Genomic DNA, 13,657 nt, shown 5'->3' with positions numbered 1-13,657 from the left:
GGAGTCACACTCCCGCCCGGTGTTGATCAGAAAATATCAGGCGCTTTGGGCAAAGGCAACTGCACTCAGTGGTGTGTCGCCCTGATAGAGGCGCGCCTGCTGCAGGCCAACGAACAGGCGTTCGCCACGAATCGGCGCGGTCTGCTCGCCTTCAAATACCAGCGAGAACGGCTCGCTCTGCCAGCCTGCAGGCTGCACCACCAGCTGCCAGAAGTGTCCACGCGGGCTTACTTCCAGCACCTGTACCGGTAACGGCGTTTCCAGGCTGCTACGGCGTGATACGTCGATTTCCCACGGCCGCAGGAACAGCTCAACCGCGCCCTGATGGGCTGAGGTATAACCCATCGGCCAGTGATGCGCGCCGACATGGAACTGCGATCCCTGAATCTCGCCATCAAAGCGATTCACTTCACCCAGGAACTCCAGCACAAAGCGGGTCGCCGGATCGCGCCAGACATCATCTGGCGTGCCAACCTGTTCAATGTTGCCCTGGCTCATTACCACCACGCGATCCGCAACTTCCATCGCCTCTTCCTGGTCGTGGGTCACAAACACGCTGGTAAATTTAATCTCTTCATGCAGCTGTCTCAGCCAGCGGCGCAGCTCTTTACGCACCTGCGCATCCAGCGCGCCAAACGGCTCATCCAGCAGCAGGATTTGCGGCTCGACCGCCAGCGCACGCGCCAGCGCTACACGCTGCTTCTGTCCGCCCGACAGCTGCGCCGGGAAGCGATTTGCCAGGTGCGCCAGTTGTACCATTTCCAGCAAGCGGGTGACGCGCTGCTTAATCTCCGCAGAGGAAGGACGCTCACGGCGCGGCAGCACTGTCAGGCCAAAGGCGATGTTGTCGAACACCGTCATATGACGAAACAGCGCATAGTGCTGAAAGACAAAACCGACCTGACGATCCCGTGCATGCAGGCGGCTGACATCGTTACCGTGAAAACGGATCTGACCGCTGTTCTGATGTTCCAGCCCGGCAATAATACGTAGCAGCGTAGTTTTACCCGAGCCTGATGGCCCAAGCAGCGCCACCATTTCACCTGAGGCAATATCAAGAGAGATATCGTTCAGCACCGACGTGCGACCAAAGGATTTGTTGATCTTGTTAATCTCAATGCTCATGATTTCCCTCCTGTTGCAGGCGTTTGTGCTGTTGTTCTAAACGCCACTGCACAATGCTTTTCAGAAACAGCGTCACAATTGCCATCAGGGTTAACAGGGCTGCCGCGGTAAACGCGCCAACGGTGTTGTAATCCTGATGCAATAATTCAACCTGAAGCGGCAAGGTATAGGTCTCACCGCGAATCGATCCCGATACCACCGAAACCGCACCAAATTCTCCAATCGCACGGGCGTTAGTCAGCACGATGCCATACAGCAGCGCCCAGCGAATGTTTGGCAGCGTCACACGACGGAACATCTGCCAGCCAGAGGCGCCTAACAGCACCGCCGCCTCATCTTCGTGACTGCCCTGGCTCAGCATTACCGGGACCAGTTCGCGGACCACAAACGGACAGGTCACAAACACCGTTGCCAGCACCATGCCGGGCCATGAAAACATAATCTGAATGTTATGGGCATCCAGCCAGCCACCGGCCGGACCGTTAACCCCCCAGAACAGCAGATACATCAGACCGGCGACCACCGGTGAGACGGCAAACGGGATATCAAACAGGGTCAGCAGCAGTTGACGCCCCGGAAAGGTAAAGCGCGTTACCAGCCAGGCGAGCAGCGTACCGAACACCAGGTTAACCGGTACGGTAATCAGCGCGACCATTACAGTCAGCCAGATGGCGTGCAGCATGTCCGGATCGGCCAGATTGCTGAGGGCGACAATCAGCCCCTGATTCAGCGCTTCCCAGAAAATGGAGGCCATCGGCACCACCAGCAGCAGTACCGAGAACAGCGCGCCGATACCGATCAGCAGCCATTTGCCCCAGTTCACTGACTGGCGGGCGGCATGATTAAGTTGCGAAACCTCTGCCATTAGTGGCCTCCCAGACGACGGCCAAAGCGGCTCTGTAATGTGTTAATTGCGAACAACAGAATCAGCGAGGCAGCCAGAATCACCGAGGCGATGGCGCTGGCTGCCGGGTAATCGAACTCCTGCAGCCGGACAAAAATCATCAGTGAGGTCACTTCGGTTTTCCAGGCGATGTTGCCAGCAATGAAAATCACCGCGCCAAACTCACCCAGGCTGCGGGTAAACGACAAGGCGGTGCCGGCCAGCAACGCGGGCGCGACTTCCGGCAACACCACACGGCGAAAGCTCTGCCACGGTGTTGCGCCGAGCGTTTCCGCGGCCTCTTCATATTCCGGACCTAACTCCTCCAGCACCGGCTGCACGGTACGTACCACAAACGGGATACTGGTGAACGCCATCGCAATCGCAATGCCGATCCAGGTGTAGGAAATTTTGATATCAAAATGCGCGAACCACTGTCCATACCAGCCGTTAACCGAAAAGAGTCCGGCCAGCGTCAGGCCCGCCACGGCGGTCGGCAGCGCGAACGGCAGATCCATCAGGCCATCCAGCAGCGACCGGCCAGGAAAACGATAACGGGTAAGGATCCACGCCATCAGCATGCCGAACACGGCGTTGAACAGTGACGCGACACCTGCAGAGAGCAGCGTCACTTTATAGGCGGCAATCAGCTGCGGATTGGTGATCACATCCCAGTACTGTTGCAGCGTCATCTGCGACAACTGCATGATCACTGCGCTGATTGGCAGCAACAGAATTAAACAGGTAAACAGCAGACTGCTGCCGAGGCTGATACCAAAGCCGGGTAATACGCGTTTCTGGCTGGCTGCAAACATTATCCGCGCCCCGCCGCTAACAATTTGTCGAGCTCACCGCCGCTGACAAAATGGGTCTGCATCACCTTATCCCAGCCGCCAAAGGCCTCTTCAACCCGGAACAGGTCGGTTTGCGGGAAGCGATCTTTCTGCTCCGCCATCAGTTGCGGATTGTTCACCCGGTAGTAATAGCGGGTAATGATCGCCTGCGCCGCTGGCGTGTAGAGATAATTCAGGTAAGCGCTGGCCGCATCGGCCGTCTTGTTCTGGTCGACATTTTTATCCACCCACGTCACCGGGAACTCCGCCAGGATGTCGGTTTTCGGCACCACCACCTCGTACTGATCTTTACCGTACTGATTACGGATATTGTTCACTTCCGACTCAAAACTGATCAGCACATCGCCCAGCCCGCGCTCGGCAAAGGTAGTAGTTGCACCGCGACCACCGGTATCGAACACTTCAACATTTTTCAGAAACTGGGTCATAAAGGCGCGGGTTTTGGCCTGATCGCCGCCATCGGCCTTGTCCGCTGCGCCCCAGGCCGCCAGATAGGTATAGCGACCGTTGCCAGACGTTTTTGGATTAGGGAAAATCAGCTTCACGTCGCTGCGGGCCAAATCAGCCCAGTCATGGATCTGCTTAGGATTGCCCTTGCGCACCAGGAACGCCATGGTGGAGTAGAACGGCGAGCTGTTGTTAGGCAGGCGGTTTTTCCAGTCCGCCGCAATCAGGTTGCCTTTATCATGCAGCACCTGCACATCAGTGACCTGATTGTAAGTCACGACATCCGCGCGCAGTCCCTGCAGAATCGCCAGTGCCTGTTTCGAGGAACCGGCATGTGACATCTTGATGGTCAGCGGGTCAGCAGGATGGCTGGTATCCCACTGCTTGATGAAGGGCGCATTCAGGGCAACAAACAGCTCCCGCGATACATCATAGGAGCTATTCAGTAATTCAGTGGCATGCGCTGCACCGGCGAGGCTCAGCGACAACGCGAGACCGCTCACGATTTTTTCATCGCTTGTAATGTCATTTGGCACCCTGAAAAAGTTAGATGCGGATCTCACCCGCTGAGGCACCAGTTTATTTATAACTCCGTGAAAACCAGTAACGGTTTTATATATCGTTTGATGATTTCAAAGTCGAAAAAAGCATAAGACGGCGGCGAAGTTTATGCCGTTTTCAGCAAAAGAGGAGGCGGACGTCAGGTCGCGCCCGCAGAGAGATTGAGGAGAACATGCGGGGCAGCCGCGGGCTTACCGGGCAGCCCGCCGCTGACGCGCTTAACGCTGCCAGACGATCTTGCTGATTTTCCAGTTTTTCAGGGTGTCGTCCGACGGCATCAATCCTTCGGGCCCATGCCAGTCGCCGTGGTAAACATAGGTCAGATGCTGGCTGCCGGGCGCCCGACAGGCAACATCACGCGTCTCTGTCCCGCTGGCCAGTGTGCAGTTGTCGAAAGCTTTGCTGAATTTATTGCTGAACAGATCGCCGATTTTGCTGCCGTCAGCGCTGGCAATCGTGCTGTCCATCACCTCAATCCGTTCTGGCTGTGTCTGACCGTAGACCACCAGTTTAACCTCGCCCTCTTTCAGCGCCTGCCAGAACGAGACCACTTCGCCATTGTGGCTGCGCATGCCCTGACGCAGGGTGTAATCCCCGTTCAGCCCGTCGTTGATGGCGCTTTCATTCATGGCGGTCGAACCCGTTAAGCCACCCACGCCCTGCTCGGTCACGGTCAGTGAGGATCCAAACCAGTTCCACGGCAGCGCCGAAGACCAGTGATAACTCAGCGGATTCCACCAGCTTACCTGCTGGCTGCTGTCAGCGCCGGAACCCGAACTGGCACAGCCGCTCAACACAACGGCGGCCATCAGTAGCGTGGTACGAACAGCTTTCATGAAAACTCCTGTTAATGCGATGCCGGAAAGGCGGAACTGATTGGAGTCGCAAAGCGGCAAAAAGTTTATTTAAGATGGTGTTCAGGTAAAAAGCAGTCGCGCAGGCGCCGGTTGCTTTGCAGCCAGATCAACGCCAGCAGATCAAACAGCATCAGCAGCAGCGGCAGCGGTGAACTGAGCAAATCACCCTGGGCAAACTGCATACCCTGCCAGAGTAAATTCACCAGCAGCGACAGCGCCAGCACGCTTCGCCAGTGCAGCCACAGCCGCGGCCAGCGCGTCCGGTAACCGGTCAGCAGCAGACCGGCCAGCGCCGGTAAACCCAGTGCAAGACCGGTCCAGAACGCCTGCGAGTCTGGATAGAACAGTGCCAGCAGATCATTGCCCTGCTGACGGGAGGCGCCCGCCATCACCAGCAGTAGCCAGGTGCGCGCCTGCAGCAACAGGATCAGCCAAAAAAGAAACGGCAGCCGCAGCTGCCCTTTGCCGTCATATTCATCCGGCAGATAGTCGGGTGACGGATTAATATTCACGATCTTCAATCAGACGCTTGCCATACAGCAGCGCATCAACCGGCTCGTAATCGAGCTTCTCGTAAAACGCCACCACCTGATCGTTCTCTTCACGGATCATCAGATGCAGTTTCGGACAGCCGCGGGCGATCAGTTTCTTCTCCAGCCGGTTCATCAGCGCGTTGGCAAAACCTCGGCCCTGATAATCGGGATGGACTGCCAGATAGTAAGCCGCGCCGCGATGACCATCGTAACCGCCCATCAGCGTACCGACGACCACGCCGCCCACTTCAGCGACCAGGAAAAGATCGGGGTCGTGATGCATTTTACGTTCGATATCCAGCTCCGGATCGTTCCATGGCCGTAACAAATCGCAACGTTCCCATAGGGTGATCACTTCTTCAAAATCTTCCTGCCGGAAGGCGCGGATTTCCATCTTCTTTACCTGCAACTAACCACAATTTGCTGATTATCACGCATTCTTCGGCGCACGCAACCCTCGCCACGCTGGCAACAAATAAAAAAACGCAATTTTTCTGTTCGCGGACTGAAATACAAAGTAATGCCCTGAAATGGTTCAGAGATCGCGGCTGGCATAACGTTACGCTATAACATCGGCAGGATTTTTCTTAGCGGACCTGGATATGCAATTGCTTAAACGTTTGATTCACCGTCGTCAGTTACTGCTTTCCGGGCTGGCGCTGGCCATTTTATCGCCGCGTGCCGTTCAGGCCAAAGAGGAGTCTGCCACGCTGCAGAGCAGCACGCGTCACCCGCGCCCTGCTCCGCCAGCAAAAGGGGGCAAACGCATTGTGATGCTCGACCCCGGCCACGGCGGGATCGACTCCGGCGCAGTGGGCGAAGAGGGATCGGAAGAGAAACATATCGTGCTGGAAATTGCCGGCAATGTGCAGCGTGAGTTACAGAGTCATCCGCGCATTGAAGTCCGGCTGACGCGCGACAGCGACCATTTTATTCCGCTCTACCAGCGGGTTGAGATTGCTCATCAGCACGGTGCCCATCTGTTTATGTCGATCCATGCTGATGGTTTCACCCGTCCGGACGCCAATGGCGCCTCGGTCTTTGCCCTCTCTAATCGCGGCGCCAGCAGTTCGATGGCACGTTATCTGTCGCAGCGCGAAAATGATGCAGACAAGCTGGGCGGCGTAAAGGTCCAGCAGCAGGATCACTATCTGCAGCAGATCCTGTTCGATCTGGTTCAGACCGACACCATCAAAAACAGCCTGACGCTCGGCAAGCATGTGCTGGATCAGATCCGGCCAGTGCATCATCTGCACAGTCAGCACACTGAACAGGCGGCGTTTGCGGTCCTGAAGTCGCCGTCAATTCCTTCGGTGCTGGTCGAAACCTCCTTTATTACCAATCCGCGTGAAGAACAGTTGCTCGGTACCCATGCGTTTCGTCAGAAAATTGCCGCCGCCATCGCGGGTGGCATCGTCAATTACTTCGACGAATTTGACCGCCGCAATGCCTGATTCTGACCAACGGTTCAACACCCGGTGCGTGCCACAGCCATGCAAGCCGCCAGATTTTGCGTATAATCGCGGCAGACTTTGATCAACGATAAGCGAAGAGATGGCTGATATTTCCCGCGTAAAAGCGTTCCTGCTGGCGTTGCAGGATGAGATTTGTACCCGACTGGCGGCTGAAGATGGCGGCGCAGCTTTTGCTGAAGATAGCTGGCAGCGTCCTGGCGGCGGCGGCGGACAAAGCCGCGTGCTGCGCAACGGCGCGGTGTTTGAACAGGCGGGCGTCAACTTTTCGCACGTGCATGGCGACCAGATGCCGGCCTCAGCCACCGCGCATCGGCCAGAGCTGGCCGGGCGCAGTTTTGAAGCGATGGGCGTCTCGCTGGTGATCCATCCGCATAATCCCTACGTGCCCACCAGCCATGCCAATGTGCGTTTCTTTATTGCGGAGAAACCGGGCGCCGATCCGGTGTGGTGGTTTGGCGGTGGCTTTGACCTGACACCGTTCTACGGCTTCGAAGAGGATGCGCTGCACTGGCACCAGACCGCCTTCGATATTTGCCAGCCGTTCGGCGAAGATATCTATCCACGCTATAAAAAGTGGTGCGACGACTACTTTTACCTGAAGCATCGTGATGAGCAGCGCGGCATTGGTGGCCTGTTTTTTGACGACCTGAATACGCCCGACTTTGAACAGTGCTTCCGCTTTATGCAGGCGGTGGGCCGCGGCTTTATCGATGCCTATCAGCCGATTGTGGCACGGCGTAAAGATCATCCCTGGGGCGATCGGGAACGGCAGTTCCAGCTCTACCGTCGCGGCCGCTACGTGGAGTTCAATCTGGTGTGGGATCGCGGCACACTGTTTGGTTTGCAGACCGGCGGCCGGACCGAGTCGATCCTGATGTCGATGCCGCCGCTGGTGCGCTGGGAATATGCTTATCAGCCAGCGGAGGATTCCCCTGAAGCGGCGCTCTACCGCGATTTCCTGCCGGTGAAGAACTGGCTGAACCTGCCCTGATAATCACTCGATCCGCCGCGCGGCTCTGCGCCCGCGCGCCGGTTTTACCCCACTCCTCCGCCTTTACCCCTTCAGATACGGCACGGATTGCTACAGTGTTGCCTGCGTCATTCATCCTGGCTGCTATGCTTAAGGGTGGAATATGGCGCACCCCACGGTTAACACCGCATGACGGCTCCTTCGCACCGCCTCGCAGCGCAACAATCAGAGAAACCGCATTTTCATCCGAAAGTGCCTGTTGCAATGTTATGGGTTCGCGTTCCCGGCAGCAAAGCACACCACAGATTGGCTCCGAGGCCTGAGGTGCTCCCTTTTCGCTTTCATGTTTTCTTTTCAAGGAGTGTAGAAATGAACCAGCTAGAAGCCCTGAAACAGTTCACCACCGTGGTGGCGGACAGTGGTGATATTGAATCAATTCGTAATTACCACCCGGAAGACGCTACCACCAACCCGTCGCTGATCCTCAAAGCCTCCAGTCTCGAGGGCTACAAACACCTGATTGATGATGCGATTGAGTACGCCAAAAAACAGGGCGGCAGCAAAGAGACGCAGATCATCAACGCCAGTGACAAAGTGGCGATTAACCTCGGTATGGAGATTCTGAAAAGCGTACCGGGCCGTGTTTCGACCGAAGTGGATGCGCGCCTCTCTTTCGATCGTGGCATGTGTGTGACCAAAGCAGAGAAACTGGTTCGCCTGTATGAAGAGCACGGTATCGATCGCTCACGTATTCTGATCAAACTGGCCTCCACCTGGGAAGGTATCCGCGCGGCGGAAGAGCTGGAGAAAAACGGCATCAACTGTAACCTGACGCTGCTGTTCTCTTTTGCCCAGGCGCGGGCCTGTGCCGAGGCGGGCGTGTTCCTGATTTCGCCGTTTGTTGGCCGCATTTACGACTGGTACAACAGCCGCAAACCTATGGACCCCTATGTGGTTGATGAAGATCCGGGCGTGAAATCCGTTCGTCGCATTTACGACTACTACAAAAAGCATCGCTACAGCACCATCATCATGGGTGCCAGCTTCCGTAAAGTAGAGCAGATTGTGGCGCTGGCTGGCTGCGACCGCCTGACCATTTCGCCTAACCTGCTGGAAGAGCTGCAGAACAGCGATGCGCCGCTGGAACGTAAACTGGAGCCGTCAACCGAAGGCTTCCATCAGCCGTCGCCGCTCTCAGAAGCTGAGTTCCGTTGGGAGCATAACCAGGATCCAATGGCGGTGGAAAAACTCTCTGACGGTATCCGTCAGTTCGCGGTTGACCAGCAGAAGCTGGAAGATGTGCTCGCCGCACGCCTGTAGTGTTCATTTTTAGTCGGGCGGGGATTTCCCGCCCTGATTCTTAACAAGGGAGAACTTTATGTCCTCACGCAGAGAGTTGGCAAACGCGATTCGTGCACTGAGTATGGATGCGGTACAGAAAGCAAACTCAGGTCACCCGGGTGCGCCAATGGGCATGGCAGATATCGCAGAAGTGCTCTGGCGCGACTTCCTCAGACACAATCCGACCAACCCCGCCTGGCTTGACCGTGACCGCTTTATCCTCTCCAACGGCCACGGTTCGATGCTGCTTTACAGCCTGCTGCACCTGACCGGTTATGACCTGCCGATTGAAGAGCTCAAAAACTTTCGTCAGCTGCATTCGAAAACGCCGGGTCACCCGGAAATCGGCTACACCCCTGGCGTTGAAACCACCACTGGCCCGCTGGGTCAGGGACTGGCAAACGCGGTAGGCTTAGCGATTGCTGAACGCACGCTGGCGGCGCAGTTTAACCGTCCGGATCACGACATCGTTGACCACTTCACCTATGTCTTCATGGGCGATGGTTGTCTGATGGAAGGGATCTCACACGAAGTCTGTTCGCTGGCCGGTACTCTTGGCCTCGGCAAACTGATCGGCTTTTACGACCACAATGGCATTTCCATTGATGGCGAGACCGAAGGCTGGTTTACCGATGACACCCACAAACGCTTTGAATCCTACAACTGGCATGTGATTGGCGACATCGACGGACACGATCCGGAAGCGGTCAGCCAGGCGATCAAAGAGGCGCAGAGCGTCACAGATAAGCCGTCACTGATTATCTGCCGCACCATTATCGGTTTCGGTTCGCCGAACAAAGCCGGTAAAGAGGAGTCGCATGGCGCGGCGCTGGGTGAGGAAGAAGTGGCGCTGACGCGTAAACAGCTCGGCTGGAACTACCCGCCGTTTGAAATCCCGGCGGATATCTATCAGCAGTGGGACGCAAAAGCGGCCGGTGCGGAGCACGAAAAAGCCTGGGATGCGAAATTTGCCGCTTATAAGCAGGCCCATCCTGAGCTGGCGCTGGAATATGAGCGCCGGATGAATGGCGAAATGCCGTCGACCTGGGAAGCGGAAGCCACCAAATTCATCAATGACCTGCAGGCCAATCCACAAAAAATTGCCAGCCGTAAAGCGTCGCAAAACTCGCTGGAAGTCTACGGCAAGTTACTGCCTGAGTTCCTGGGCGGTTCCGCTGACCTGGCCCCAAGTAACCTGACCATCTGGTCCGGCTCGAAGTCGATTAAAGACGATCCGGCCGGTAACTACATTCACTACGGCGTGCGTGAGTTCGGGATGACGGCGATTGGTAACGGTATCGCGCACCACGGCGGTTTTGTGCCTTACACCGCGACCTTCCTGATGTTTGTTGAGTATGCACGTAACGCGGCGCGTATGGCGGCACTGATGAAGGCGCGGCAGATTCTGGTCTACACCCATGACTCGATTGGTCTGGGCGAAGATGGTCCGACGCACCAGCCGGTCGAACAGATTGCCAGCCTGCGTCTGACGCCAAATATGAGCGTCTGGCGTCCGTGCGATCAGGTCGAGACGGCCGTGGCATGGAAAGCGGCGGTAGAACGCCATCACGGCCCGACGGCGCTGATCCTGTCACGTCAGAACCTGCTGCAACCGGAACGTACGCCGCAGCAGATTGAGAACATCAAGCGCGGCGGTTACGTACTGAAAGATTGTGACGGTACGCCAGAAGTGATTCTGATCGCCACCGGTTCGGAGATTGAGATTACCCTGGGCGCCGCAGAGAAGCTGACCACTGGCGGACATAAAGTGCGGGTTGTTTCACTGCCGTCTACCGATCTGTTCGATGCGCAGGATGCCGCTTACCGTGAATCGGTACTGCCGAGCGGCGTGAAAGCGCGCGTGGCCGTTGAAGCGGGTATCGCCGATTACTGGTTCAAGTATGTCGGTCTGGATGGTGCAATTGTCGGGATGACCACCTTTGGTGAATCTGCACCGGCCGGTAAGTTGTTCCCTGAGTTTGGCTTCACGATTGAAAACATCGTCAGCCATGCTGAAGCATTACTCAAGCCGGTTTAATGCTTTTGCCCTTCCCGCTCATGCGGGAAGGGCCATTTCTGCTCATAGCCTGAAACAGAAAAAAATCTCTTTTCCCCTCTTCACGCCTCGCGCAAACTGATTACTATAGACCCGTCATATTTTACGCTGCCTGTACGCTGGTCGCCCGCCTCTCTCTGTACGGGATGATGTGGTTCGCTGTCCGCGAAAGGTTGTTCATTAAGGCAGCCATTTTTCTCAGATTTTATAGCGAAGCCCTCTCCGTTGAACATGCGCACATCTTATTTACTGGCCTTAATGGTTTCTCTGCTTCCATTAAAAAGCATGGCGCAGGTCGCGCCCGATCCGTTGCTGGCGTCACAAATTGTCGATCGCTATGCGGAACATATCTTCTACGGCAGCGGCGCGACCGGCATGGCGCTGGTAGCGATTGATGGCAATCAGCGCGTTTTCGCCAGCTTTGGTGAAACCCGGCCAGGCAACAATGTGCGACCGCAGAAGGATTCGCTGATTCGTATTGCTTCGCTGAGTAAACTGATGACCAGCGAAGTGATGGTGAAACTGGCGGAACGCGGGCAGATCCGCCTCGACGATCCACTGAGTAAATATGCGCCACCGGGCGCGCGGGTGCCGAACTTCAATGGACAACCGATTCGGCTGATTAACCTGTCGACTCACACCAGCGGTCTGCCACGCGAGCAGCCGGGCGGTAAACCGCATCGCCCGGTGTTTGTCTGGCCAACACGCGGCGAGCGCTGGGATTGGCTCTCGCGCGCCCAGCTGAAAGCCGCGCCAGGCAGCAATGCCGCCTATTCCAACCTGGGTTACGATCTGCTGGGTGATGCGTTATCGCGGGCAGCGGGCACGCCTTATCCGGCGCTGTTCCAGCAGCTGATTACCCGGCCGCTCGGCATGAAAGACACGACCTTTACCCCGTCACCCGAGCAGTGCGGGCGCCTGATGGTAGCCGAGAAAGGCGCCAGCCCCTGCAACAATACCCTGGCGGCAATTGGCAGCGGTGGCGTCTACTCCACGCCAGATGACATGGGCCGCTGGATGCAGCAATTCCTTAACTCATCCGTGAACCATCGCACGCCTCAGATCGATCGTCTGCAGACACTGATTTATCGTCGTGACCAGTTACACAAAGTCGAAGGCATGGATGTGCCAGGCAAAGCTGACGCGCTGGGGATGGGCTGGGTCTATATGGGGCCAAAAGAGGGGCGTCCCGGCATCATTCAGAAAACCGGCGGCGGCGGCGGCTTCATTACCTATATGGCGATGGTGCCGCAGCATAACGTCGGGGTTTTTGTCGTCGTTACCCGCTCACCGCTCACCCGCTTCACGCCGATGAGCGATGGCGTTAACAATATGCTGGCCGAACTGGTGGGGAACCAGCTCGGATCACCGATGATGGTGCAGGCAATTCATTAACGTTGTTGTACCGCACCGGCAGACTGGCTTACCCACAGGGTGGGCCAGTCATCGCTGCTGTGCCAGGCATCACAGGTCGATTCTTCAGCATACTCCGCCAGTACAAATCGCGTCCCGTCGAACTGCCAGCGTGTCGCTCTGCCGCAATCTCCCAATCCGCGCCCTTTGCCGAAGGTATAGAGCTGGCCGGTGGCCGCATCATAGTCGGCATTAATCAAATCAAGCTGCCGTTCGCTGAGGCCTGGTGGGGTAAACGGCAGGGTCAGCGTCACGCCGCGCGCCACATACGGCTGGCTGCGCGTGACCTCAAACGCCAGATCGATCACGTTATACGCGCCCATCTCACAACTCACCAGCAACAGCGCTTTCTGATCGGTCAATGGCGCGACGCTCACTTCGCGCCGCATCGGGTCCAGCGAGCAGGAGTCGGTATTAATCCGCCAGGTGCCGTAATCGATCAGGCCGCTGGTCTCTTCGCGGGTCAGTGCTGCAGGCTGTGGCGGCGCTGGCGGTAACTGTGGCAAGGATGGGGTCGGTGGGACATCCCAGCTGGCACGATCGCCGCGCTTAACCCAGGCACTCATGCCGTTTACCCTGCCCTGCACGTCATCCATCAGCAGCAGGGCCGCTTTCATGCCACGAAGGGAGATCAGCGCATTGGGATCGTAAGTGAGCTGCACGGTTTTGGCATCCAGCACCAGATCAAGAAACTCATCGATGGCGATGGCGTTGCTGGTCGCGAGATGATGGGGTTCCACCGTCCAGTGTTTCAAATCGGGTTTCAGCCGTCGCTGATCGAGTAACAGATTATCCTGCAGCGGGCCGCCCGGCAGAGCGCCGCTATAGGCGCTGCCATAGTCGATACGCAACAGCGGACGGTCGTTGACCCCCGCATGGCGCGAAATCGTCATTACCAGTCCTTTGTCACCCGGAATATTGCGTGCCACGCAGAATGCCGCGTTGTTGCAGGTCATTTGCCAGTCGTTAAATGACTTCTGCAACGGATCGGCCTGCACAGAGGCAACCAATAGCGAAGACGACAGCCACAGCGATTTCATCCAATACGACATTAAGAAAATCGATCCCCTGAATACTCAGAGTGGAGATGATAGCGCATCAACGGGCCCGACGAGGGCCGCATTCTGTGAACCCGTCCAGAA

General features: G+C 56.8%; 13 protein-coding genes. 5 read left to right on the top strand and 8 right to left on the bottom strand.

The annotated features are described in order from the left end of the window. Positions 1 to 36: 36 nt before the first annotated feature. From cysA to HA41_RS13245, 7 genes are all read right to left on the bottom strand, one after another. Positions 37 to 1,125 carry a sulfate/thiosulfate ABC transporter ATP-binding protein CysA gene (cysA, locus tag HA41_RS13275; RefSeq protein ID WP_094121185.1) on the bottom strand — a complete coding sequence of 363 codons (1,089 nt, stop codon included), beginning with the start codon at positions 1,123 to 1,125 and terminating at the stop codon, positions 37 to 39. Beyond that, positions 1,115 to 1,990: a sulfate/thiosulfate ABC transporter permease CysW gene (gene cysW / locus HA41_RS13270; RefSeq protein ID WP_094121184.1), complete on the bottom strand. Its 876-nt coding sequence runs from the start codon at positions 1,988 to 1,990 to the stop codon at positions 1,115 to 1,117. The genes cysA and cysW overlap by 11 nt, the downstream gene beginning before the upstream one ends. Further along, positions 1,990 to 2,823, bottom strand: coding sequence for a sulfate/thiosulfate ABC transporter permease CysT (gene cysT / locus HA41_RS13265; RefSeq protein ID WP_094121183.1), 834 nt, complete (start codon positions 2,821 to 2,823; stop codon positions 1,990 to 1,992). The genes cysW and cysT overlap by 1 nt, the downstream gene beginning before the upstream one ends. After that, positions 2,823 to 3,812, bottom strand: a complete 990-nt coding sequence (locus HA41_RS13260) for a sulfate ABC transporter substrate-binding protein (protein ID WP_425270647.1) — start codon at positions 3,810 to 3,812, stop codon at positions 2,823 to 2,825. The genes cysT and HA41_RS13260 overlap by 1 nt, the downstream gene beginning before the upstream one ends. A 276-nt stretch (positions 3,813 to 4,088) precedes the next feature. After that, positions 4,089 to 4,706 carry an RpoE-regulated lipoprotein gene (locus HA41_RS13255; RefSeq protein WP_094121182.1) on the bottom strand — a complete coding sequence of 206 codons (618 nt, stop codon included), beginning with the start codon at positions 4,704 to 4,706 and terminating at the stop codon, positions 4,089 to 4,091. 65 nt (positions 4,707 to 4,771) lie between these two features. Continuing rightward, entirely contained in the window at positions 4,772 to 5,239 is a 468-nt protein-coding gene (locus tag HA41_RS13250; RefSeq protein ID WP_094121200.1) for a DUF2919 family protein, read from the bottom strand. Next, complete coding sequence (locus HA41_RS13245; RefSeq protein WP_031375849.1) at positions 5,229 to 5,654, bottom strand: GNAT family acetyltransferase; 426 nt, start codon at positions 5,652 to 5,654, stop codon at positions 5,229 to 5,231. The genes HA41_RS13250 and HA41_RS13245 overlap by 11 nt, the downstream gene beginning before the upstream one ends. A gap of 208 nt (positions 5,655 to 5,862) precedes the next feature. Between HA41_RS13245 and amiA the strand changes: the two genes are divergently transcribed. From amiA to ampH, 5 genes are all read left to right on the top strand, one after another. Then, positions 5,863 to 6,714: an N-acetylmuramoyl-L-alanine amidase AmiA gene (gene amiA, locus HA41_RS13240; RefSeq protein ID WP_094121181.1), complete on the top strand. Its 852-nt coding sequence runs from the start codon at positions 5,863 to 5,865 to the stop codon at positions 6,712 to 6,714. A gap of 100 nt (positions 6,715 to 6,814) precedes the next feature. Continuing rightward, positions 6,815 to 7,726 carry an oxygen-dependent coproporphyrinogen oxidase gene (gene hemF, locus HA41_RS13235; protein ID WP_094121180.1) on the top strand — a complete coding sequence of 304 codons (912 nt, stop codon included), beginning with the start codon at positions 6,815 to 6,817 and terminating at the stop codon, positions 7,724 to 7,726. 348 nt (positions 7,727 to 8,074) lie between these two features. Then, the gene (gene tal, locus HA41_RS13230; protein WP_094121179.1) at positions 8,075 to 9,025 is read left to right on the top strand and encodes a transaldolase; all 951 of its coding nucleotides are present in this window, start codon (positions 8,075 to 8,077) and stop codon (positions 9,023 to 9,025) included. 58 nt (positions 9,026 to 9,083) lie between these two features. Beyond that, positions 9,084 to 11,084 carry a transketolase gene (gene tkt, locus HA41_RS13225; RefSeq protein ID WP_094121178.1) on the top strand — a complete coding sequence of 667 codons (2,001 nt, stop codon included), beginning with the start codon at positions 9,084 to 9,086 and terminating at the stop codon, positions 11,082 to 11,084. 249 nt (positions 11,085 to 11,333) lie between these two features. Continuing rightward, entirely contained in the window at positions 11,334 to 12,497 is a 1,164-nt protein-coding gene (ampH, locus tag HA41_RS13220) for a D-alanyl-D-alanine-carboxypeptidase/endopeptidase AmpH (RefSeq protein WP_094121177.1), read from the top strand. Here ampH and HA41_RS13215 read toward each other — a convergent pair. Beyond that, positions 12,494 to 13,567 (bottom strand): DUF1176 domain-containing protein, encoded by a 1,074-nt coding sequence (locus tag HA41_RS13215; RefSeq protein WP_094121176.1) that lies wholly within the window; start codon positions 13,565 to 13,567, stop codon positions 12,494 to 12,496. The two genes, ampH and HA41_RS13215, sit on opposite strands and share 4 nt — an antisense overlap. Between the last annotated feature and the right edge of the window lie 90 nt (positions 13,568 to 13,657).

The organism is Pantoea conspicua (genome assembly GCF_002095315.1).
GTDB classification, from domain to species: domain Bacteria; phylum Pseudomonadota; class Gammaproteobacteria; order Enterobacterales; family Enterobacteriaceae; genus Pantoea; species Pantoea conspicua.
This window is presented reverse-complemented; position numbering and strand designations above follow the sequence as displayed.

Coding starts and splice junctions, on each gene's coding strand:
- hemF (WP_094121180.1), top strand. CDS start 6,815: ATGGCTGATATTTCCCGCGTAAAAGCGTTCCTGCTGGCGTTGCAGGAT.
- HA41_RS13255 (WP_094121182.1), bottom strand. CDS start 4,706: ATGAAAGCTGTTCGTACCACGCTACTGATGGCCGCCGTTGTGTTGAGC.
- cysT (WP_094121183.1), bottom strand. CDS start 2,823: ATGTTTGCAGCCAGCCAGAAACGCGTATTACCCGGCTTTGGTATCAGC.
- HA41_RS13245 (WP_031375849.1), bottom strand. CDS start 5,654: ATGGAAATCCGCGCCTTCCGGCAGGAAGATTTTGAAGAAGTGATCACC.
- tkt (WP_094121178.1), top strand. CDS start 9,084: ATGTCCTCACGCAGAGAGTTGGCAAACGCGATTCGTGCACTGAGTATG.
- amiA (WP_094121181.1), top strand. CDS start 5,863: ATGCAATTGCTTAAACGTTTGATTCACCGTCGTCAGTTACTGCTTTCC.
- cysA (WP_094121185.1), bottom strand. CDS start 1,125: ATGAGCATTGAGATTAACAAGATCAACAAATCCTTTGGTCGCACGTCG.
- tal (WP_094121179.1), top strand. CDS start 8,075: ATGAACCAGCTAGAAGCCCTGAAACAGTTCACCACCGTGGTGGCGGAC.
- ampH (WP_094121177.1), top strand. CDS start 11,334: ATGCGCACATCTTATTTACTGGCCTTAATGGTTTCTCTGCTTCCATTA.
- HA41_RS13215 (WP_094121176.1), bottom strand. CDS start 13,567: ATGTCGTATTGGATGAAATCGCTGTGGCTGTCGTCTTCGCTATTGGTT.
- cysW (WP_094121184.1), bottom strand. CDS start 1,990: ATGGCAGAGGTTTCGCAACTTAATCATGCCGCCCGCCAGTCAGTGAAC.